The 23,429-nt window shown below is 61.9% G+C and carries 13 protein-coding genes and 1 pseudogene; 10 read left to right on the top strand and 4 right to left on the bottom strand.

All coding sequences use genetic code 11. The features are described from left to right. The first annotated feature begins 103 nt into the window (after positions 1–103). The 5 genes from QMO82_RS05920 (at position 104) to QMO82_RS05900 (ending at position 8,276) form a co-directional block, all read left to right on the top strand. Positions 104–1,177 (top strand): efflux RND transporter periplasmic adaptor subunit, encoded by a 1,074-nt coding sequence (locus tag QMO82_RS05920; protein WP_183609235.1) that lies wholly within the window; start codon positions 104–106, stop codon positions 1,175–1,177. Next, entirely contained in the window at positions 1,174–2,259 is a 1,086-nt protein-coding gene (locus tag QMO82_RS05915; RefSeq protein ID WP_183609234.1) for an efflux RND transporter periplasmic adaptor subunit, read from the top strand. Before QMO82_RS05920 ends, QMO82_RS05915 begins: the two co-directional genes overlap by 4 nt. Next, on the top strand, positions 2,256–5,327 hold the full coding sequence (locus QMO82_RS05910) for an efflux RND transporter permease subunit (RefSeq protein WP_183609233.1): 3,072 nt from the start codon (positions 2,256–2,258) through the stop codon (positions 5,325–5,327). The genes QMO82_RS05915 and QMO82_RS05910 overlap by 4 nt, the downstream gene beginning before the upstream one ends. 273 nt (positions 5,328–5,600) lie before the next feature. Continuing rightward, complete coding sequence (locus QMO82_RS05905) at positions 5,601–6,686, top strand: alpha/beta hydrolase (protein WP_246718379.1); 1,086 nt, start codon at positions 5,601–5,603, stop codon at positions 6,684–6,686. 138 nt (positions 6,687–6,824) lie between these two features. After that, positions 6,825–8,276 carry an NCS1 family nucleobase:cation symporter-1 gene (locus QMO82_RS05900; RefSeq protein ID WP_097618678.1) on the top strand — a complete coding sequence of 484 codons (1,452 nt, stop codon included), beginning with the start codon at positions 6,825–6,827 and terminating at the stop codon, positions 8,274–8,276. 67 nt (positions 8,277–8,343) lie between these two features. On the opposite strand, the gene QMO82_RS05895 is transcribed toward QMO82_RS05900, so the two are convergent. Then, the gene (locus QMO82_RS05895; protein ID WP_183609231.1) at positions 8,344–10,227 is read right to left on the bottom strand and encodes a HAMP domain-containing methyl-accepting chemotaxis protein; all 1,884 of its coding nucleotides are present in this window, start codon (positions 10,225–10,227) and stop codon (positions 8,344–8,346) included. A 200-nt stretch (positions 10,228–10,427) separates the two neighbouring features. Here QMO82_RS05895 and QMO82_RS05890 point away from each other — a divergent pair. After that, positions 10,428–11,139: pseudogene (locus tag QMO82_RS05890) on the top strand (DUF4272 domain-containing protein). Between the two features lie 159 nt (positions 11,140–11,298). Next, entirely contained in the window at positions 11,299–12,342 is a 1,044-nt protein-coding gene (locus QMO82_RS05885) for a magnesium and cobalt transport protein CorA (RefSeq protein WP_183609230.1), read from the top strand. Here QMO82_RS05885 and QMO82_RS05880 read toward each other — a convergent pair whose 3' ends face one another. The 3 genes from QMO82_RS05880 to QMO82_RS05870 form a co-directional block, all read right to left on the bottom strand. Further along, positions 12,343–13,116 carry a phosphotransferase enzyme family protein gene (locus tag QMO82_RS05880; RefSeq protein ID WP_183609229.1) on the bottom strand — a complete coding sequence of 258 codons (774 nt, stop codon included), beginning with the start codon at positions 13,114–13,116 and terminating at the stop codon, positions 12,343–12,345. Between the two features lie 26 nt (positions 13,117–13,142). Then, a complete protein-coding gene (locus QMO82_RS05875; protein WP_183609228.1) occupies positions 13,143–14,027 on the bottom strand; it encodes an MBL fold metallo-hydrolase in 885 nt (294 codons plus the stop codon). A gap of 68 nt (positions 14,028–14,095) precedes the next feature. Further along, entirely contained in the window at positions 14,096–14,476 is a 381-nt protein-coding gene (locus QMO82_RS05870) for a hypothetical protein (protein ID WP_183609385.1), read from the bottom strand. 229 nt (positions 14,477–14,705) lie between these two features. Here QMO82_RS05870 and QMO82_RS05865 point away from each other — a divergent pair, with 229 nt between their 5' ends. Genes QMO82_RS05865 through glgB form a run of 3 tightly spaced genes read left to right on the top strand, consistent with a single transcriptional unit; the run spans position 14,706 to position 23,419 of the window. Next, positions 14,706–17,930: an alpha-1,4-glucan--maltose-1-phosphate maltosyltransferase gene (locus QMO82_RS05865; RefSeq protein WP_183609227.1), complete on the top strand. Its 3,225-nt coding sequence runs from the start codon at positions 14,706–14,708 to the stop codon at positions 17,928–17,930. Then, positions 17,931–21,212, top strand: coding sequence for a maltose alpha-D-glucosyltransferase (gene treS / locus QMO82_RS05860; RefSeq protein ID WP_183609226.1), 3,282 nt, complete (start codon positions 17,931–17,933; stop codon positions 21,210–21,212). Further along, positions 21,209–23,419: a 1,4-alpha-glucan branching protein GlgB gene (gene glgB / locus QMO82_RS05855; protein ID WP_183609225.1), complete on the top strand. Its 2,211-nt coding sequence runs from the start codon at positions 21,209–21,211 to the stop codon at positions 23,417–23,419. Before treS ends, glgB begins: the two co-directional genes overlap by 4 nt. Positions 23,420–23,429: the final 10 nt, after the last annotated feature.

Raw genomic sequence — 23,429 nt, 5'->3', positions numbered from 1 at the left:
GCCTCCCTTGTTGCGCACGCCCTCGTTCCTGCGGCACAAAGTTTCATTGACTAATGCGTTAGTCAATTATATAGGAGCTGCCGTTGAGAGCAAGAGGTCAACTATGAGAACCATTCTGGTCGCCACAGCGATCATATGCGCCATCGGTCTCGGATCATGCAGCGATGAGCGCGGGCCGACTGAGCCAACCCCACGGCAGGTCGGCGTCGTCGTCGCCAAACCTGAGCCGCTGGTTCAGGGCGGCGCGATCACCGGCGAAGTCCGCGCCCGTGTCCAGACCGATCTGTCCTTCCGCGTCAGCGGCAAGATCATCGAACGGCTGGTGGAAGTTGGACAGTCCGTGAAGGCGGGGCAGCTGCTGGCGCGGATCGATCCGGAAGAACAGAAGGCCGAACTGGATGTGGCGGCCGCCAATCTCCAGTCGGCTGAAGCGCAGCAGACCCAGGCGCAGCTCGCATATGACCGCCAGCAGAGCCTGTTTCGAACGCAGGTGACGACGCGTGCGGCACTCGACCAGGCGCAGGAGGCGCTTCTGACCGCGCAGGCATCGACCAAGTCGGCGCAGGCTTTGCTGGAAACCGCTCAGGACACCCTGTCCTACACGGAGCTGAAGGCGGATGCCGACGGGGTGATCACTGCCCGCAATGCCGAGGTCGGGCAGGTGGCGCAGGCCGCCCAGCTCGTTTTCACCCTTGCCCATGACGGCGACCGGGATGCCGTCTTCGAAGTGGTCGAAAGCGCATTCCTGCGCCCGATCGATGGCGACGGCACGGTGACCCTGCTGTCGGATCCCTCGCAGAAGATAACGGCGAAGGTGCGCGAGATTTCGCCGACGATCGATTCTTCCACCGGAACCATCAAGGTCAAGGTCGCGATATCGAGCGACGCTCCGATCCCCCTCGGCGCTCCCGTCGTCGGAAGATTCAATTACGTCTCGCAGAACGTCATCCAGCTTCCCTGGTCTGCCATGACGTCCAAGGACGGCAAGCCGGCCGTCTGGATCGTCGACCCCGCATCCTCTGCCGTTTCGGCAAGGGCGGTGGATGTCGCCGGCTACGAGACCGGCAGCTTTATCGTCAAATCGGGCGTGTCGGAAGGAGAGGTTGTGGTGACTGACGGAACCAAGTTCCTCAGGCCGGGTGAAATCGTGTCTTATGTCAAGGAAGCTTCCAAGTGAGTATTCGTCCCAAGATAGTTGCACTGATGATGGGTACGGCCCTGATCTCTTCCTGCAGCAAGCAGGAAGAAAGCAAGGAGGAAGCGCCTCGTCCGGTGCTGTCGATGACAGTCAAACAGACACCCGCTACGAGCCTCAGCCTCACCGGCACGATCGAACCGATGATCGAGACCGATCTCGGCTTCCGGATTCTCGGGCGGATGATCGCCCGCAACGTCAACGTCGGAGATATCGTCAAGCGGGGTGACGTCGTCGCCGCCATCGATCCGCTGGCGCTGGAGCTGGCGGTGCGCAACGCGCAGTCGGATGTGGAAAACAGCGACGCTCAGCTCAGAAACGCGGTGACCACGGAGCAGCGCCAGCGCGCGCTGGTGGAATCGCGCTCGGGCACGGAAGCTTCGCTCGAAGAGGCCGAGCAGGCGAGACGGACGGCCGCGGCCGCCGTTGCCAAGGCGCAGGCCAACCTCGATAAGGCTAAAGAGCAACTCGGCTACGCGCAGCTTCAGGCGGAATTCGATGGCGTCGTGACGGCGACCTCGGCCGAGGTCGGCCAGGTTGTGTCGGCCGGTCAGACGGTGGTGACCATCGCCCGGCCGGACAAGCGCGACGCCGTGGTCGACGTGCCCCAGGCCGCCGCCCAGAAACTGAAGATCGGCGCCCCCTTCGACGTGACGTTGCAGCTTGATCCAACGATCCGCACCTCGGGGGTCGTGCGCGAGATCGCTCCGCAGGCGGAGACCTCCACCCGCACGAGCAGGACCAAGATCGCACTGACCGATCCGCCTGAAGCCTTCAGGCTCGGTTCGGTCATCACCGCCTCTGCAACCATTGCCGCCGATCCCGAGATCGTCCTGCCGTCCTCGGCGATCCTTGCCGGCGCCGACGGCCCCAGCGTCTGGATCGTCGATGCGCCGGCCAAAAAGGTATCGCTGCGCCTCGTCAAGATCGACGGCGACGTCGAAGACGGCGGCACCGTCCGCGTCACCGAAGGGATCGCCCCTGGAGAACGGGTGGTCGTGGCAGGCGTGCATAAACTTGAAGATGGCCAGGCCATCCGGATCGACCAGGAGATCAGCCAGTGAAGTCCTTTAATCTCTCCGACTGGGCGCTCGAACACCGTTCGCTCGTCTGGTACTTCATGATCGTCTTCATTCTCGCCGGCACCTTCTCCTACCTGAACCTCGGCCGCGAGGAAGACCCGAACTTCACCATCAAGACGATGGTAATCACCGCCCAGTGGCCAGGCGCTTCCGCCGAAGAGGTGACGCGGCAGGTGACCGATCGGATCGAGAAGAAGCTCCAGGAACTGGAATCGCTCGACTACACCAGGAGCCAGACCGTTGCCGGCCAGACGACCGTCTTCGTCGAGCTGCTGCCGACGACCAAGGCGAAAGACGTGGCGCCGACCTGGCTGCGTATCCGCAACATGATCGCCGACATCAAGGGTGATTTCCCGAGCGGGGTCGTCGGTCCCTTCTTCAACGACCGCTTCGGCGACGTGTTCGGCAATATCTACGCCTTCACCAGCGACGGGCTGACCCAGCGGCAGCTTCGCGATCTCGTCGAAAACGCCCGCTCCGAGGTTCTGACCGTGCCCAATGTCGGCAAGGTCGACGTGATCGGTGCTCAGGACGAGGCGATCTATCTCGAATTCTCCACGCGCCAGATCGCAGCGCTCGGCATCGACCAGCAGTCGGTCATCCAGACCCTGCAGGCGCAGAATGCCGTCACGCAATCCGGTTTCGTCGATGCCGGGCCGGAACGCATCGCGTTGCGGGTGAGCGGACAGTTCACCTCCGAGGAGAGCCTCAGGTCGATCAACCTTCGCATCAACGATCGCTTCTTCCCGCTGAGCGACGTCGCCACGATCAAGCGCGGCTACGTGGATCCGCCGTCGTCGCTGTTCCGGTACGACGGCCAGCCCGCGATCGGGCTTGCGATCGGCATGAAACAAGGCGCCAACCTCCTGGAGTTCGGCGAGGCGCTCGACGCCCGGATGAAACAGGTCGTTGCCGATCTTCCGGTCGGCGTGGACGTCCACCGCGTGTCCGATCAGCCTGCCGTCGTCGACGAAGCGGTTTCGGGCTTCACCCGCGCGCTCTTCGAAGCGATCGTCATCGTGCTCGTCATCAGCTTCATCAGCCTCGGCCTTCGCGCTGGCATGGTGGTGGCGATCTCCATTCCTCTCGTGCTGGCGATCACCTTCGTGGTGATGGAATATTCCGGCATTTCGCTTCAGCGCATCTCGCTTGGCGCGCTCATCATCGCGCTCGGGCTGCTCGTCGACGACGCCATGATCGCCGTCGAGATGATGGTGGCCCGCCTGGAGGCGGGCGACGATCTGAGAAAAGCCGCCACCCACGTCTATACGTCGACCGCCTTTCCGATGCTGACGGGAACGCTCGTCACCGTTGCGGGCTTCATTCCGGTCGGTCTCAACAGCAGCGCCGCCGGCGAATTCACCTTCACGCTTTTCGTGGTCATCGCGGTCTCGCTGGTCGTTTCCTGGATCGTCGCCGTGCTCTTCACGCCGCTTCTCGGCGTCACCATTCTGCCGAAGACCATGAAGTCGCACCACGAGAAGAAGGGCCGTTTCGCCGCCGTCTTCTCCTGGCTTTTGGGGCTGGCGATGCGCTGGCGCTGGGTCACCATCGTGCTGACGGTCGGCGTCTTCGCCCTTTCGGTCGGCGGCATGGGGCTGGTGCAGCAGCAGTTCTTCCCCAACTCGGACAGAACCGAACTCGTCATCGACTGGAATCTACCCCACAACAGTTCGATCGCCGAAACCAATCGACAGATGGCCAGGTTCGAAAAGGAGATGCTGGCCGAGAACAAGGATATCGATCACTGGACGACCTATGTCGGTCAGGGCGCGCCGCGCTTCATCCTGACCTTCGACGTGCAGGTGCCCGATGTCACCTTCGGACAGACGGTCATCGTCACCAAAGGGCTCGACGTGCGCGACAAGGTGCGGGCGGAGCTGCAGGATTACCTGACGAAAACCTTCCCCGGCACCGAGGCCTTCGTAAAGCTTCTCGATATCGGCCCGCCGGTGGGAAAACCGGTCCAGTACCGGATCAGCGGCCCCGATATTCAGAAGGTTCGTGATATCTCGCAGCAATTTGCGGGTGTCGTCGGTTCGCATCCGCTGCTGTCGAACATGGTCCTGGACTGGAACGAGCCCTCCCGCGTGGTGAAGGTCGATGTCCTGCAGGACAAGGCGCGCCAGCTCGGCGTCTCCTCCGAGGACATCGCAACCGCCCTCAACGGCATCGTCGAAGGCTCGACGGCGACGCAGATCCGCGACGACATCTACCTGGTCAACGTCATCGGCCGGGCCAGCGCATCCGAGCGCGACTCCGTCCAGACGCTGCAGAATTTGCAGCTCTCCACCTCCAACGGCAAGGTTGTGCCTCTCTCGGCCGTGGCGAATTTCCGCTACGAGCTCGAACAGCCGACGATCTGGCGTCGCGACCGGCAGCCCACCATCACGCTCAAGGCAGCCGTCATCGGTTCGACGCAGCCGGCCACGATCGTCGATCAGCTGAAGCCGAAGGTCGAAGAGTTCCAGAAGAACCTTCCTGTCGGATACAAGGTGGAAGTGGGCGGCGCGGTCGAATCCAGTGCGGATGCCCAGGGGCCGATTGCCGCTGTGGCGCCGCTGATGCTGTTTACGATGGCGACGATCCTGATGATCCAGCTGCAGAGCTTCAGCCGCCTCTTCTTGGTCTTCGCGGTGGCGCCGACGGCGCTGATCGGCGTGGTCGCAGCACTGTTGCTCAGCAATGCGCCCATGGGCTTCGTCGCGATCCTCGGCGTGCTGGCGCTCATCGGCATTCTGATCCGCAACTCCGTCATCCTGGTCGTGCAGATCGAGCATCTGCGCGCCGAAGGGGTCGCGGCGTGGCAGGCGGTCATCGAGGCCACCGAACACCGTATGCGGCCGATCATGCTGACGGCGGCGGCCGCCACCCTCGCGCTGATCCCGATCTCGCGCGAGATCTTCTGGGGGCCGATGGCCTACGCCATGATGGGCGGCATCGTCGTCGGCACCGCGCTCACCCTGCTGTTCCTGCCCGCCCTTTATGTCGCATGGTTCCGGATCCCGCGGGATGAAGGCGTCCAGGCCGATGCCGCGGCGGAGGCATGAGGGCAGGCTTCGACGGCTATCGCCTACGGCCGCCGCAGCGGCCGCTGCAACACGGCCGTGAGATAACGGTGGGATGGCGAAGGCGATGCCATCCCACGCGGGAGTGGGAACGACATGTCGGTTGAGGAGAGGGGCAGAGCCATGCGGCCCGAGAGTTCTTGGTTTCCGGGGAACGGATCGATGACGGAACGATATTCTCCGGGACTGCCAACGGCAGGGCTTCAGGGGCTCCTGAAGACAGTTCCGGCGGTCATCGTTGCGGTCAGCCTCGCGATGCTTGCCGGATGCGCCACGAGACCATCGCCGGATGTCTTGAAGCCCGTTCATCTGAGGGGGCCGGTTCATTCGGAGACGGCTCCGGACAGGGTGAACGTGCTGGCTGCGACCAACAGAACCCTCGACAGCGTGCGGGGCGGGTTCGGCAGTGCATGGGCCGAGAACCCAACCTACGCGCAGTACGAGTTTTCGGCTCCTCCCGGCAGGAAGGACACCGCGATCACCTACCCCAGCGCGAAGCCGGATCCGGAACGGCAGTTTGCCGTCATCGGACGCAAGCCGTTGCCAAAAGACGCTTTCGTCCAGGAGGCACTCGCCTCCATGCAGCCCGACGGCACCATCGGCATCTTCGTGCATGGTTACAACTACAGTTACCAGGAGGCGCTCTATCGGACCGCGCAGATCGCCGCGGACGCGAAAATACCGGGCACGCCGATCCTGTTTTCCTGGCCTTCGGCCGCAGCCGTCGCCGGCTATGTCGGCGATCGCGATGCAGCACTCTCTTCGCGCAGCGACCTCGATTCCCTCGTCACATCGCTTTCGGCGTCCGGCAAGGTCAAACGCATCATTCTTTTCGGTCACAGCATGGGCGGGTTCCTGGTCATGGAAACGGTGCGCCAGCTCAAGCTGCAACATCGCGACGACGTCATCGCCAAACTGGCGGTCATTCTGGCCGCTCCCGACATCGACATCGATGTCTTCCGCTCTCAGTTGAAGGATATCGGCAGAATGCCGATCCCGATCTCCCTTCTCGTCTCGAAGGACGACAGGGCGCTGGTGGCTTCGAGCTTCATCGCGGGCGAGCGGCCGCGCGTCGGGCGCCTCGACATCGACGATCCCGTCATCGAGGAGGCTGCCTTGAAGCAAAGGCTTCGGGTCATCGACATCACCGCGATCCAGGCCTCCGATGGGCTGGGGCATGACCGCTACGCATCGCTCGCCAAGTTCGGCGCGCAGCTTGCCTCCTTCGAAAGCGGCAGACGTTCGACCGCAGGCGATGTCGGTGCCTACGTCTTCGATGCCGCCGGCGCCGCGGTCGCTAGTCCGTTTCGGCTGGCCGGGCGTGTGGTCGGCGCGCAGTGACCCGAAGTCCCCAGGAGCATCTGTACACGCGGCCGGCAGCATTGTGTACAATGTGACTATTAAATTGTCAGATGCCTAAATGAAGCGCAGACTTCCGTCCGTGGTCGAGTCGACCTCAGGGGATATGGGAGGGCATTCATGAGCATTCGAAATCCGTCTCCCTCGTTATACAACGAGGATCTTGCACCCGCCGAGGAGCGCAAATGGGGTGCATTCAGTATCTTTAACGTCTGGACATCTGATGTTCACAGCCTGTGGGGCTATTATCTGGCGGCGAGCCTGTTCCTGCTGTGCGGCAGCTTCGTGAACTTCGTCATCGCCATCGGCATCGGCTCTCTGGTCATCTTCCTTCTGATGAGCCTGGTCGGCAATGCCGGCGTGCGCACCGGCGTACCCTTTCCGGTTCTGGCGCGCGCCTCTTTCGGCACGTTCGGCGCCAACGTGCCGGCACTGGTCCGGGCGGTGGTCGCCTGCTTCTGGTACGGCGCGCAGACCGCCGCCGCATCCGGCGCCATCGTCGCCTTGCTAATCAGGAACGAGAGCCTGCTCGCCTTCCACCAGAACAGCCACATGCTCGGCCACTCGACCCTCGAACTTATCTGCTACGTCATCGTCTGGGCGCTGCAGCTGCTGATCATTCAGCGGGGGATGGAAACGGTTCGCCGGTTCCAGGATTGGGCCGGTCCGGCCGTCTGGATCATGATGCTGATCCTGGCGGTCTATCTGGTCGTCAAATCGGGCACCTTCTCCTTCGGTTCTGAAATCCCGCGTGACGTGCTGATCGAGAAGACCAAGGATGCCGGCGTGCCGGGCGAACCCGGCTCGATCGCAGCACTTGCCGCCGTGGCCGCCACCTGGATCACCTATTTCGCAGCGCTCTACCTGAACTTTTGCGACTTCTCGCGTTACGCCACGAGCGAAAAGGCGCTCCGGAAAGGCAATCTCTGGGGCCTGCCGATCAACCTTCTGGCCTTCTGCCTCGTCGCAGGGGTCACTACTACGGCCGCCTTCACCGTATACGGCGAGGTGCTGCTGCATCCGGAAATGATATCGGCGAAATTCGAAAGCTGGTTCCTGGCGCTGCTTGCGGCACTAACATTCGCGATCGCAACGCTCGGCATCAACGTCGTGGCGAACTTCGTCTCGCCGGCCTTCGACTTCGCCAATGTCTTCCCGCGCCAGATCAACTTCAAACGCGGCGGATATATCGCCGCATTGATAGCCCTGGTGCTTTATCCATTTGCGCCCTGGGAGACGGGTGCGGCCCATTTCGTCAACTTCATCGGGTCGACGATGGGGCCGATCTTTGGCATCATGATGGTGGACTACTATCTCATCCGGAAGAGCCAGCTGAATGTCGAGGCGCTCTACCACGAGAATGGCGAGTTCCGCTTCCAGAACGGATGGCACGGCAATGCCTTCATCGCATTTGCGGTCGGCGCGCTGTTCTCCTCGATCCTGCCGACCTTCACCAGCATCCTGCCGGATTGGTGGGGCACCTATGGCTGGTTCTTCGGCGTCGCCATCGGCGGGGCGATCTATTTCGTGTTGAGAATGGGCGCGCGGCGCAATCCGGCCTTCGCGTCATGACCAAATGGAAATGCGCCCGGCAATTGTCGGGCGCATTTTCATGTCGGGTTTCCCGCTGACGCTTGGTTCAGCGGCGAGCGGCGACCGCATGCATCGCTGCACCGGCCGCGGGTTGCGCCATCGTTCTCGCCGTCGAGCGAAGGGCTGACGACTGGCTGGAAGCCGCGTCGTCAAGTCTGAATTGGGCGATGAGTTCGCGAAGCTTCTGGGCTTGCTGAGCGAGTGAATCGGATGCAGCGGTCGATTGTTGCACCATGGTCGCGTTCTGTTGCGTGGTCTGGTCCATCCGGTTGACCGCGACATTGACTTCGCTGAGGCCTATGGACTGCTCTTTCGCAGAGGTGGCGATTGAATCCATATGGTGATTGATCTGGGTGATGAAGCCGCCGATGGTCTTCAGGGCCTGGCCGGTGTCGCGCACCAGCTTGACGCCGCTTTCCACCTCCTTGGAGGAGTTCTGGATCAAGCCCTTGATTTCCTTGGCGGCACTTGCCGAGCGCTGGGCAAGTTCGCGCACTTCCTGGGCGACCACCGCGAAGCCCTTGCCGGCCTCGCCGGCTCTCGCCGCTTCCACGCCGGCATTTAGCGCGAGAAGGTTGGTCTGGAATGCGATTTCGTCGATGACGCTGATGATGTTGGAAATCTGCTGCGACGAGGTCTCGATGCGCTCCATCGCCTCTTCGGCGTGGGAAACGACTTCCGCGGAGACCCCGGCGCTGCGATTTGCCTCGGTGGCCACCGTGCGCGTCTCCTCGGTTCGCTTGCTGGAGTTCGACACGTTGGCCGTGATCTCTTCCAGTGCGGCGGCCGTTTCTTCCAGCGAGGCAGCCTGCTGCTCCGTACGCTTTGAAAGATCGCTCGCCCCGGAGGAGATCTCCCGCGTGCCTTCCTCGATCGTGCCGATGCTTTCGGAAATTGCTCTCAGCGTTGCACCGAGCTGGGTGACGGACTGATTGAAGTCATGGCGCAGCGCCTCGAAATCGGGGGCAAAGGCCTCGTTGAGCTGGAAGGCGAGGTCGCCTGCGGCAAGCCGTTTCAAACCGGAGGCAAGACCCGAGGTGGCGATTCGCAACCGCTCCGATGCGTCGGCTTCCGCCTGTTTCTGGGCGGCAACGCGGTCGGCTTCCGCCTTGTTGCGGTTTTCCTCAGCTTCCATGGCCATCCGCTTGTTGGTGATCGCGGCTTCGCGGAAGATCTCGACTGCGCCCGCCATCGATCCGATTTCGTCAGCGCGGTCGGCAAACGGAATCTCCGAACTGGTGTCTCCGTCGGCCAGCCGACGCATCGAAGCGGTGATGCCGGTAATCGGATTGGCGATGCCCGTCAACACGAAGGCGACGGCGCCGAGAACGAGCAACCCCGCAACGCTGATTGCGACGAGCAGATAGAATTCTATGGAGTCGAAGGTTTCCTTGCTGAGGGCGGCAGCCTTGTTGCTGCCGCTGAGGTCCAATTCGACCAGCGTCGTCGTGGCTTCCTTGAGCTTATCTGAATAGGAGCGCATCTCGCCGCCCAGATACAGGCCGGCTTCTTCGGTCTTGTTGGCGCGGGAAAGGGCGAGCAGCTGCGAGCTGCTGGCGATGTAGCCTCCAACGCTCTCCTTGATGGTCTTGATCAGTTCACGCTCGTGGTCTGATGACGCCAGCGGAAGATAGGCGTCCACCGATTTGCCAATTGTATCCTCGGCGACTTTGATGGCCTCTTCGCGCGTTTTCTTTTCCGCCTCCGACTGCGCGATGATGTGATCACGGTAGGCGAGGCGCAAATTCGTCATGGCAAGATTGATCGCCTGCGAGGCCTGCACGCTCGGCAGCCAGTGGGTCGCGATTTCTTCGGTCGAGCCGTTCGTATTTCGAAGGCCGTCGACCGCGAGATAGGCGACGAGGCCGAAAAGAAGGGCTATGCCACTGAAAATCAACAGCAAACTGGATTTGATGTTTGGGCGACGCATTGAAAGTCCTCGATCGAACTTCCGGCTTCAGACCGGACTGGATGAGGCGTTTTCTAACAAAAAAAATTTAACGATTTGCTCCATATGTAAAATGCCGTTTACCACTTTTCCGGAAAACCGACGTCACTTTTGCGCAAACCATATCCCGGCAACGCTGGAAATGTTTATCGATGCGTCGCCAGAGGTGGGAGGAGCCAGATATGATGAAGCGCATATTTTCTGCCTTTCTTGCCCTGATCATTCCGGTGCAGGCAGCGGTGTCGCAATCCACCGAAGAGGGGCAAGCACGCAAAGCCCGCTTCCATCGCCCAGCTTCAATCGGAGGGCGTGCCGACCATCGATCATCTGCCGGTCATCGAGCCCGAGAGCGAAAGCACCCGCCGAAATACGAAGCTCGTCGTCCAGCGCACCGTCGCACTGGCGATCGTTGCCGTAAAAGGCGAAACCGGCGACCACGCCATGGGGCAGGCTCTTATCCGGCAGTTCGACGCTGCAGGTTTTTTCACCCCGAGGGAAAGGGCGTTCATGGATGATCCCGATCCCTCGGATCGGGATCGGACGAATTTCGCCTGGCGATACGAAGGCGTGCACGTCATGCTGTGGGCGCTGGGGATTTCGCCGGAGCTCGAACGTCCCGACCATATTTGCGATGTGCCGTTCATCGCGAACACGCTTCGCGAACTGGGAACGGACGGGCTGATGCGCCGTGCCAAGCTACGCCCGCAGAAAGAGCTGCTCGACGCTGCCGACCTGATCTACCGTTACGATTGGGCCGCCGTTAACGCGCGACTGAAGGGCGAGGAGCCACCTGCCGGATTGGACAAGGGCGTGGTTTACGAATGGCACTACGCCCTCAATTGGCTGATCGGTTATATGGATCAGGACTGGGACGATATTTCCACGGATACGTGATGCGGTCCGTCGCCTTGCCACGATGACGGCACCGGGGTCAGCCTCTTGTATCGAGCCGGATGCATATTTTGCGAAATAGCATTATGATCGGCTGAGCGCCTGACCGGCAGACGAGTTGGCCTGGTATGTGATCCGCGCGGGGATGGGAGGACGGCAGGATTGGAACAGCTGAAGGATCGGAACACTATTCCCAAGCGCGAAGGCAGCGGTTCGACATCGCCGCCCTATGAACGGCCCGGCGTCGTCGCTGCCGCCGTTTACCAGCATGGGCAACGCATTCGCGACATCCGGATAGAAGAGGCCGGTGAATGGCGCGGCCGGGAGAATGCGGTTGTCTGGATCGGCCTGCACGAGCCGGATGAAGTGCTGCTGCACCAGATCCAGGCCGAGTTCAATCTGCATCCGCTGGCGATCGAGGACGCGGCGCAGCCCCATCAGCGCCCGAAGCTGGAGATTTACGGGGAGGCGATGTTCATCGTCGCCCGGACCGCCCACATGAAAGACGACGAAATCGTCTTCGGCGAAACGCATCTCTTCGTCGGCCGCGGTTACGTCGTCTCCGTTCGCCACGGAGAATCCTCCTCCTATCTGGCGGTCAGGCAGCGGTGTGAGGCGACGCCGGCCGCCCTTGCCCATGGCGAGAACTACATTCTCTATTCGATCCTCGATTTCATCGTCGACAATTACATGCCGGTGATCGAGGTGGTGCAGGAGGAAGTCGAGAAGCTCGAGGATCTGGTGCTGCGCGAGCAGCTGGAAAAATCCGACATCGAGCGGCTTTACCTCTTGCGGCGCAAGCTGCTGCGGCTGCGCAACGCCGTCGTGCCGCTCGTCGATGTCTGCCGGCGCTACGAGCACATCGATCTTCCCGGCATGGATCCGACGCTCCAGTCGCTGTTTCGCGATGTGACCGATCACGTGCGCCGGGTTCAGGAAGATATCGATGCGCTGCGCGAGGTCCTTGCCTTCGCCTTCGAGGCCAGCGTGATGATCGGCCAGACGGAGCAGACGGCGATCGCCCGCAAGCTTGCCGCCTGGGCGGCGATCCTCGCTGTTCCCACCGCAATCGCCGGCATTTACGGCATGAACTTCAGCGACATGCCTGAGCTGAAATTCCAGTATGGCTATTTCGTCGTGCTCGGCGTCATCGCCGTCCTTTGCCTCGGACTTTTCGGCTTCTTTCGCCGGAGGAGGTGGCTTTAGTCACGACAGCGCTTTCAGCAGCCGGTCTCGATGTCTGCCGATATAGTCGATGTCGCTCAGATACAGCCGGGCGTCTCCAGCATCGACGTCCTCCGCAAAGGTTTCGTCTCCATCTGCGGCACTCGTCAGCATGAAATCGACGAGCGCCTGGAGCCGCGTGCAGATCGTTTCGGGGAGCCGGAGCCGTTCTTCGATTGTTGCCCCGTAAGCTGTGCAGAAGATTTGCGTCCGGCGCAACTGATCCTCGAGCCCGAATGACCCGGCTGGATTGACGGGATCGGACAAGGGCGCCCAGCGATAGACCGCGTAAGCGAGATCCCAGAGGCGCGGCGCTGGATGGGCAGTGTCGAAATCGATGATTCCGACCGCCTCACCATCCGCCGCGGCGACGTTGTAAGGCGCAAAATCTCCGTGGCATACGATCTCGCGCGGTTCCTGCGGCGCCAGCATCCATGCCTGGACTTCATCGTCTCTTTCCAGAAAGCCTTGCGACGCCGAATGAAAATCGCGCAAAAGCCTGGCCGCCGAAACCAGCATGTGCTCGGAGCCGACGAATGGATCGCTAAGGTCTTCGCAGACGCGCCCGGCGACGTAGCTGACGACCTCTCGGTTTCCGTCAGTGATGTCGATCGGCTCGGGCGCTCCCACAAAGCCTCTACTCCTGAGATGGCGCAAGAACCGATGCACTGTCGGCGTCCATGTGCCGGAAGGCCTGATGACGGTCTCGCCGTCGCGCCAGATCTGCCCGGTTCGTCCGCCCTCCAACGGTTTCACGTTATCGCCTCCCGTATGCGATGCCTCTACGCGGATTTCACTGTTTCGAGATGGGCGTGAACGGTGGCGCCGAGGTTGGTCTCATGGCAGTTCCGGTAGAATGTCACGGTTTCCGAAGGCATCCCATCGGGAATGGCGACGAAGTCTTCAAACCGGAACCCGCTTGCGCTCCCGAGCTGCCCATCCGCCAGCTGGTCTTCGCTCAAAGTGCCGACGCGATCAGCCAGGGCTTCGAAATAGGCGAGATTGGCATCCACTGTCGAAGGCGACCATGTCCTGCCATGTGCCGGAATGACCAGCCTCGCGTCGAGGTCGCGGATCTTCTGGAGCGAGGAACGGATCAGGTGAAGATCAGACGCACTTCTGCTCCAGACTTCGGGGATGGGATATTCCACCGCGTCGACGGCCAGGCAGATGCGCAGCTCGGGAATCCAGATGGCGATATGATCGGGCGTGTGCCCCGGCGTATGAATGAGCTCCAGCGTCAGATCGCCGCCGTTGAGCGTCATCGAGCTGGAGAAGGTGATGTCGGGACCGATGATCTCGACATTGCCGAACCGCGAGTCCTTGCTCGTCTTGTCCTTCAGGACCTGCTGCGTGGAGGGATCACGCAGGCGGTCGAGCGTTGCGGCATGGGCGATGATCGGAGCGCGCCCAGCGATGGCTGCATTCCCCCAGAAGTGATCCCAATCCATGTGCGAGTTGACGACCATCAGCGGACGCGTCTTCGCCTCCTTTTCGTCAAGCAGATCCAGCGCCATACGGCACTGCTCGGGCGTGCCGAGCGTGTCGATCAGCACGTTGAATCGTTCGGCCCGCACAAATACGGCATCCACCTCGTCTCCCGCCCTGGCGATCACGATCCGCTTATCGAGTTCGGGATATGAGCACAATTTTACCGGTGCGTTCACGTCTCGCCGCCTCCGTGCAATCGCTAGTGACGTCACTCAGATACATCAAATTCTGCTCGGACGCTTACCTAAAGACGCTCGCCGGCGTCCTTTCGGTCAAGCTTGCGCTTTACCGGAACGTGCACATCCCACCGCTTCATCACGAAGTTCGGCACGGCAGCCGCACAGATCACCGTCACGCTGGGCTTTGAAAGGCCGAGGCTCTTCGGCGTCCATTGTGTTTCCAGCGGGGCCGCGCATCGGGGAACCAGCGTCTTCAGGTTGGGTTCCAGCACCTCCCATTGCTGATGTCCCTTGGCATTTTCTTGCGAAATGAAGCGTCTGGCCTCCTCGCGGATTTCGAACAGGCCATGCGTGTCTTCCGTGGAGCGATCGGTCTCGATGCTCCAGGAAGCCAAGCACAACGCGCAAGCCGGCAGGGCGGCGCTCAAGAGTATCGATCGAAGCAATCGTGCGCCGTCAGCGGCCAAATGGGTCACCCTCCCGGGGAGGCGCAAGACTACCCAAATACGGCACGAACCTTCAAGGCCTCTCTGCGGCGCGAGCGCTTGCGAACATGTCTCATCGATGCCGCGCCAATGCGGCCGACGGTATCTCGCGCATCGCGAATTGCCAGTTTTGGTGGAACAACCGCCGCCAAGAAAAGTTTGCCTCTAAACCAAATCGAGGCGGCGGACGATGTCATTCTCTGCGAACCAGGGTGTGTTGAGCACCCCACCCCGGATATATTACGTCAATCCACTCCTTCTTCAGGGTATCGATGCGTGGCGCGAGGTATTCGACCATGCGGCGGACACCGGTTTCGACCGTGTGCTGACGGCACCTCTCTTCGAACGGGGCGGGGAGCGCAGCATCTTTGCCTCCCAGGATCTGAATCGCCTTGATCCTCAACTGTCGCTCGGAAGCGCTATCGAGGATGGGGTGGGACGCCTGGCGGAGGCTGCCCGCAAGAGCGGTGTCGCCTTGATGATGGACCTGATGCTCGACGGCAAGGCCCGGAATTCCGAGGCGGGCTTTCGCCCCGTCGACCCGAGACGTTCGCCATTGGATCCGGCAGAGCCGATGATCGCAATGGAAGCGGAGTTTCGATCCCGGTTGTTGGAAGAGTGGACAGGGCGGCTGCGAGAACTGGCCGGTCTCGGCCTCTCCGGCTACCGGACGCTCGGGATCGATCGCATTGCGCCGGCGGTTTTCAAATCGCTGATTGCGGCGGTGCGCGAGAAGGCGGACGCGCAATTCTTCGCCTGGACCCCCGGCACTGATTTTGGGGCGAGGGTCGCGGTCAAGAATACAGGCTTTGATGGATGTTTTTCATCGATGGCCTGGTGGGATTTTGACGAGAGATGGTTCATCGAAGAACACCGCATCCAGAAGCAGCTTGGCTGGCAGATCGCTTTTCCGGAGCCGCCTTTCGCCAGGCGGATCGCGCACGGAACCGAGAGCCGCGAAATCCTTGAACGGCGCGCCATCAGGGCGCTGCACCTTGCCGCCACGCTCGGCGGCGGCCTGATGGTTCCGATGGGTTTCGAATATGGCGCAGTCCCGCCACTCGATCCGACCCATGGGAATGGAGCCGGCTTGCGGGGGCTGCGTCATGACCTCGCTTTCGATATCTCCTCCGAAATTCGCCTTGCGAATACCGAGGTCGCCAAGGCTCCCCCTGCGCTTGCCTCATCGCTTCGGCTCATCCGCAACGCCAATGGACCTGTCTCAGCGCTGCTGCAATCGGCGGCGGAAGACCTTCGCAGCGCCGAGAATGTGCGGTTCATCCTGCTGAACAGGGACCTTCGGAAAAGTGCGCCCGCTCCAGTGACCGCACTGCGCGAAGCGGCCTCCGGTTTTCTTCCCGCTGCAGCCGACGGCACGGCTTTGCGGCTGCGGGCAGGGGAGACCCTGGTGGTCGAAGGCAAGGCGCCGGCGCCGATCACATCGCGGCCGATCCTTGACGTTGCCCAGGCGATAGAATCGCCGCGGCTCGCCATCGAAAACATCACGCCGCGGGTCGATGACGGGCGCTTTCCCGTCAAGCGGGTGGTGGGCGACATCGTCACCGTCGACGCGGATATATTCGCCGACGGCCACGACCCGATCGCCGCGGTCCTGCTCTGGCGGCCGCTCGATGCGGCGGACTGGAACGAGACGGAGATGCAATTGGTCGAGAATGACCGCTGGCGCGCCGAATTCCTGCTGGAACGCGTCGGACGCTATGAATTTGCCGTCGAGGCCTGGAAGAACCCGTTTGCGATTTTCCGCTACGAACTGACCAAGAAGAACGATGCCAGGCTTGACCTGAAGCTCGAACTTCAGGAGGGGCTGAACCTGGTCCGCTCAGCTGAGACGCATGCAGGTGCTGGGCTCCGCACCGAATTGCAGGCCCTCGCCGACAGTCTCGAAAGGGCGTCCGATGCCGAGCGCACGGCGATCCTGCTCGATGCCGGGACATCCGAATTGATGAACAGGGCCGACAGGCGGCCGTTTCGGCTTCGCTCAGGGGCAAGCGCCGTCGATGCCGAACGCAAGGCGGCTGCCTTTGCCAGCTGGTACCAGATCTTCCCGCGCTCGCAGAGCGGCAACCCGGACCGGCACGGAACGTTCGACGACGTCATCCCGAGATTGCCCGCCATCCGCGACATGGGCTTCGATGTGCTCTATTTCCCGCCGATTCATCCGATCGGTTCGACCAACCGGAAGGGCCGAAACAACAGCTTGAAAGCCGCGCCTGATGATCCCGGAAGCCCCTATGCCATCGGCTCCGAGGAGGGCGGCCACGATGCCATCCATCCCGAGCTCGGCGAGTTCGAGGATTTCCGCCGGCTGCTCGAGGCGGCAAGCCGGCATGGCCTGGAGATCGCTCTCGACCTTGCAATCCAGGCGTCGCCGGATCACCCCTGGCTGAAGGAGCATCCCGGCTGGTTCGACTGGCGCCCCGACGGCACGATCAAATATGCCGAAAACCCACCGAAGAAATACGAGGACATCGTTAATGTCGATTTCTACACGAAAGACGCGTTGCCTTCGTTATGGGTGGAGCTGAGGGATGTCGTCCAGCTTTGGGTGGACCAGGGCGTCAAGCTCTTTCGCGTCGACAATCCGCACACCAAGCCCTTTCCGTTCTGGGAATGGCTGATCGGCGATATCAGAGCGCGTCATCCCGATGTCGTCTTCCTGTCGGAAGCCTTCACCAAGCCGAAGGTCATGTACAGGCTGGCGAAGATCGGCTTCTCCCAGTCCTATACCTATTTCACCTGGCGCAATGCCAAGTGGGAGCTCGAGCAATATATGCGGGAGCTGACGGAGACGGCGGCGAAGGAATTCTTCCGCCCGCATTTCTTCGTCAACACCCATGATATCAATCCGGATTTCCTGCAGAACGCGCCGCGCCCTGCCTTCCTGATCCGCGCAGCCCTTGCCGCCACCCTTTCGGGATTGTGGGGCGTCTATAACGGCTTCGAACTTTGCGAGGGGCGTCCTGACGCCAAGCGCAAGGAATATGCCGACAGCGAGAAGTATGAGATCCGCGCTTGGGACTACGATCGGCCGGGCAATATCATCGGCGAAATCAAGATGCTCAACCGCATCCGGAACGAAAACACCGCGCTGCATTCGCATCTCGGGCTGACGCTGCTGAATGCGCGAAACGACAATATCCTTTTTTTCGAGAAGGCAAGCCGTGCCCGCGACAACGTCCTGTTGATCGCCATTAGCCTCGACCCCCACAATTTCCAGCAAAGCGACGTCGAACTACCGCTCTGGCACTGGTCGCTCGGGGACGGCGGCACGCTGGATGCCGAAGATCTGATCGCCGGGCATCGTTTTAAGTGGACCGGCAAATGGCAGAGCATCGGATTCAATCCCGAGATCCTGCCCTATGCGATCTGGCGTATTCGCCCAAGGGAGGCATGAATGGACGCGATGAATACCGATGGCTCGCACCAGCCGCTGTGGTACAAGGATGCGATCATCTACCAGCTGCACATCAAGTCGTTCTACGACGCCAATGGCGACGGGGTCGGTGATTTTGCCGGTCTGCACCAGAAGCTCGATCACATCGCAGCCCTCGGCGTCAATGCCATCTGGCTGCTGCCTTTCTTTCCCTCTCCGCGTCGCGACGACGGCTACGACATCGCCGACTACGGCAATGTCAGCCCCGATTACGGGACGGTGGAGGACTTCCGCGCCTTCGTCGACGCCGCCCACCAGCGCAATATCCGCGTCATCATCGAGCTCGTCATCAACCACACCTCCGATCAGCATCCCTGGTTCCAGCGCGCCCGCCAGGCGCCGGCGGGATCGCCGGAGCGCGACTTCTACGTTTGGTCGGATAGCGATCAGAAATTTCCGGAAACCCGGATCATTTTCATCGACACGGAAAAATCCAACTGGACATGGGACGCCGTTGCCGGCGCCTATTACTGGCATCGCTTCTATTCCCACCAACCCGACCTGAATTTCGACAGCCCGCTCGTCATGGAGGAACTGCTGAAGGTGATGCGGTTCTGGCTGGAAACCGGCATAGACGGGTTTCGTCTCGACGCGATCCCCTACCTTGTCGAGCGCGAGGGGACGATCAACGAAAACCTGCCGGAAACCCATGCAATCCTCAGACGCATCCGCGCCGCGCTCGACGCCACTCATCCCGGCGTGATGCTGCTTGCCGAGGCCAACCAGTGGCCGGAGGACACACGCGAATATTTCGGAGACGGCGACGAATGCCACATGGCCTTCCACTTCCCGCTGATGCCGCGCATGTATATGGCGATCGCCAAGGAGGACCGGTTTCCGATCACCGATATCCTGCGCCAGACGCCCGAGATTCCCGACAACTGCCAGTGGGCGATCTTCCTTCGCAATCACGACGAGCTGACGCTTGAAATGGTGACCGACGCCGAGCGGGACTATCTTTGGGAGACCTATGCATCCGACAAGCGCGCCCGCATCAATCTCGGCATCAGACGGCGCCTGGCGCCGCTGATGGAGCGCGACCGCCGGCGGATCGAGCTGATGAACGCGCTGCTTCTGTCGATGCCGGGAACACCGGTGATCTATTACGGCGACGAGATCGGCATGGGCGACAATATCTATCTCGGGGATCGGGATGGGGTGAGGACGCCGATGCAATGGTCGCCGGACCGCAATGGCGGCTTCTCCAGGGTAGACCCGGCGCGTCTCGTCCTGCCGCCGGTCGCCGATCCGCTCTACGGTTTCGAGGCCGTCAACGTCGAGGCGCAGAGCACGGACGCGCATTCGCTGCTCAATTGGACACGCAAGATGCTGGCGCTGCGCGGCAGGCATCCGGCCTTCGGGCGTGGAACGTTGCGGTTCCTCGCACCGGAGAACCGCAAGATCCTTGCCTATCTCCGGGAATATGACGGCGAGACCCTGCTTTGTGTCGCAAACCTCTCGCGGCTGCCCCAGGCCGTCGAACTCGACCTGTCGAGCTTCGAGGGCCGCGTGCCGATCGAATTGACCGGCATGTCGCCCTTTCCGCCGATCGGCCAGCTGACCTATCTGCTGACATTGCCACCCTACGGCTTCTTCTGGTTTCAATTGGAGGCCGATGCCGACCCGCCGGCATGGCGCACCGCGCCGCCGGAGCAGCTTCCCGATCTGGTGACGATGGTCATCCGCCGCGGCCTGCTTGATCTTGTCGACGAACCCAAGCTTGCGCGCACCCTCAGCACTGAAATTCTGCCTGCCTATCTCGCAAAACGACGGTGGTTCGGGGCGAAGGACCAGGCTCTGCAGGCGGCGCGTCTGATTTCCGCAACGCCAATCCCGTTCGCCGACGGTATCGTTCTCGGCGAATTGGAAGCCGTGCTGCCGAACCATAGCGAATCCTACCAGTTGCCGCTGGCAGTCGCCTGGGACGATACCCAACCCTCCGTGCTGACCCAGCAACTCGCGCTCGGACGGGTACGCCAAGGCAGGCGCGTCGGCTTCCTCACCGACGGATTTGCCGTGGAGGCGATGGCGCGCGGCATCCTGCGCGGACTTGGAGACCGCTCGCGCACCACCGGCCGCACCGGCACGCTTGAATTTCTCGGCACCGAGCGGCTCGACCGCCTCGAAGTCACCGACGACCTTCCGGTCCGTTGGCTCTCGGCCGAACAGTCCAACAGTTCGCTGATCATCGGCGACCTCGCGATGATCAAGCTGATCAGACACATCTTTCCCGGTATCCATCCGGAGGTCGAGATGACGCGCTTTCTCACCCGCGCCGGTTATGACCACACGGCGCCCCTGCTCGGTGAGGTCGCGCATACCGATTCCAGCGGACGCCGTTCGACCTTGATCATCGTCCAGGGCGCGATCCGCAATCAGGGCGATGCCTGGAACTGGATGTTGAACAATTTGCGCCGTGGGGCAGACGAACTCGTGCTGAACGACCCGGCGGTCCAGCCCGGCGACGACGTCTTCCGGTCGCTGATCAGCTTCGTTGCGATGGTGGGCCTCAGGCTCGGTGAATTGCATGTCGTGCTGGCTCGGGAGAGCGGGGACGAGGCCTTCAGCCCGGTGGTCGCAGGCGACAGCGAGGTCGAGGCGATGAAGAAGGCCGTTGCCGGCGAGGTCGCCTATGCCATGTCGAAACTAGCAGAACGCGAGGAGAATGCCGATCCCGCAATCGACCTGCTCGCGGCACCGCTTCTCGCGCGCCGTTCCGAACTCGCCGAGCTCGCCGCGACGCTGACGGAGAGCACCCGCCATACGCTGATGACGCGCACGCATGGCGATTTCCATCTTGGCCAGATCCTCGTCAGCGAGGGCGATGCCGTCATCATCGACTTCGAGGGGGAACCCGCGAAAAACCTGTCCGAGCGCCGCGCCAAGACCAACCCGCTGCGTGATGTCGCCGGGCTTCTGAGATCGCTGAGCTATCTCGTGGCAACCGCCCAGCTCGATAACGACGCGGTCATCGAACACGAGAACGAAGTCCGGCGCGAGGCGATCGCCCGCTTCGGGCGCAATGCCGAGGAGGCCTTTCTCGATGCCTATTCGCAGGCGGTTTCCGTATCGAAGGAGCTTGACATGCCAATCAATCAAAGACGGAGGGTTCTCGATGCCTTTCTTCTCGAAAAGGCCGCCTATGAGATCGCTTATGAAGCCCGCAACAGACCGAAATGGCTTCCGATTCCGCTATCCGGCTTTACCGAAATCGTATCGCGTCTGACGGGGGTGAAGGCATGAATGTCGAGCGCTCGGAACTTCTGGCGGGGATCGGCCAGGATGCGCTGTGGGCCCTGATCGAGGGACGCCATGGCGATCCGTTTTCGATCCTCGGTCCCCACGAAAGCGGCGGCATGACGATCGTGCGGGTCTACCTGCCCGGCGCCGAAGCTGTGGATCTCATCGAGGCGGCGAGCGGTCGGGTGGTGACGCCTTTCAGCATCGCCCATCCGTCCGGCCTGTTTGCAGCGGTGGCCGCTTCGAGGACTGGATACCGGCTGCGGATTACATGGCCGGATGCTGTTCAGATCACCGAGGATCCCTACAGTTTCGGCCTGCTGCTCGGAGAGCTTGACCTCCATTTGATATCGGAGGGCACCCACTACAGCCTGAGCCGGACGCTCGGCGCTGCGGCGATGTCGATCGACGGCATATCAGGGGTCCGCTTTGCCGTTTGGGCCCCGAATGCGCGCCGCGTCTCGGTCGTCGGCGACTTCAACGCTTGGGACGGGCGGCGAAACCCGATGCGGCTGAGACCGTCGGCGGGCGTCTGGGAGCTGTTTGTTCCGCGCCTCGCCCCCGGCGAAAGATACAAGTTCGAGATCGTCGATGCGCAGGGGACCTGCCTGCCGCAGAAGGCCGATCCGGTGGCGCGGGCGAGCGAGGCCGCCCCGTCGACCGCATCCATCGTCGCATCGTCGACGCCGTTTCGGTGGAGCGATGACGGCTGGATGAGGGGCCGGTCCCGGCAAGAGAGGCTGGAGGGCGCATTCTCCGTCTACGAAGTGCACGCCGGCTCCTGGCTACGCGACCAAAAGGACGGCAACAGGTCACTCGACTGGGTCGAACTCAGTCAGCGGCTCGTTCCCTATGTCCGCGACATGGGTTTTACCCACATCGAGTTGCTGCCGATCATGGAGCATCCGTTCGGCGGCTCCTGGGGTTATCAGCCGCTTGGCCTGTTCGCGCCCACCGGCCGATACGGAACGCCTGCGGATCTTGCCTATTTCGTCGACCGGTGCCATGACGCCGGGCTCGGCGTCATCCTCGACTGGGTGCCGGCCCATTTTCCCACAGACGTCTGGGGACTTGCCCGTTTCGACGGCAGCGCGCTTTACGAGCACGAAGATCCGCGCGAAGGCTTTCACCGTGACTGGAACACGCTGATCTACAATCTCGGCCGCAACGAGGTGAAAGGCTTCCTGATTGCCAGCGCCCTGGAGTGGCTTGAGCGTTACCATATCGACGGTTTGCGGGTCGATGCCGTTGCCTCGATGCTTTACCGCGACTACAGCCGCAACGAGGGCGAGTGGATTCCCAACCAATATGGTGGTCGCGAGAACCTGGAAGCGGTGGAATTCTTCAAGCACCTGAACAGCATCATTCACGAGCGCTGCCCGCACGCGATTGTCATCGCCGAGGAATCGACGGCCTGGCCTGGGGTGACGAAGCCGCCGGAAGAGGGCGGGCTCGGGTTCGACATCAAATGGAACATGGGCTGGATGCATGACAGCCTCAGCTACATCGAGAAAGATCCGATCTACCGGAGCTATCACCACGGGACGATGACCTTCGGGATGATCTATGCCTATTCCGAGCGCTTCATGCTGCCGATCTCCCATGACGAGGTCGTATACGGGAAGGGCTCGCTGCTGACGAAGATGCCGGGCGACGACTGGCAGAAATTCGCCAATCTGCGCAGCTACCTCGCCTTCATGTGGGGCCATCCCGGCAAGAAGCTCCTGTTCATGGGCAGCGAAATCGCTCAGCCGGACGAGTGGAACCACGACGGTTCGGTGACCTGGGATGTGCTGGACCGGCCCCAGCATGTCGGGATCCAACGGCTGGTGCGCGGCCTGAACAGCCTTTACGGGCAAGAGCCGGCATTGCAGTTCGGCGACTTTCACCCCGAGGGCTTCGAATGGGCGGCAGCCGATGACGCCGTCAATTCTGTTCTCGGGATGCTTCGTTACGCGCCCGCCCGCGCTTCGTCGGTCCTGGTCGTCTCGAATTTCACGCCGGTGCCGCGTTACGGCTACAGGATCGGCGTGCCGAGCGACGGTGTGTGGATCGAACGGATAACGACCGATGCACGGGAATACGGCGGCTCGGGTCTGGTCAATGGCGCGGTGTCGACTGAACCCGTGGCCGCCCACGGCAGGCCCGTCTCCCTGTCGTTGACCCTGCCGCCGCTGTCGACGATCTTTCTGAAGGGGCCGTCGCCGTGAAAGACCGCTG

The organism is Rhizobium sp. BT04 (assembly GCF_030053135.1).
Lineage (GTDB): Bacteria > Pseudomonadota > Alphaproteobacteria > Rhizobiales > Rhizobiaceae > Rhizobium > Rhizobium binxianense.
The sequence above is the reverse complement of the archived record's forward strand: the minus strand, read 5'-3'. Positions and strand labels throughout refer to the sequence as shown.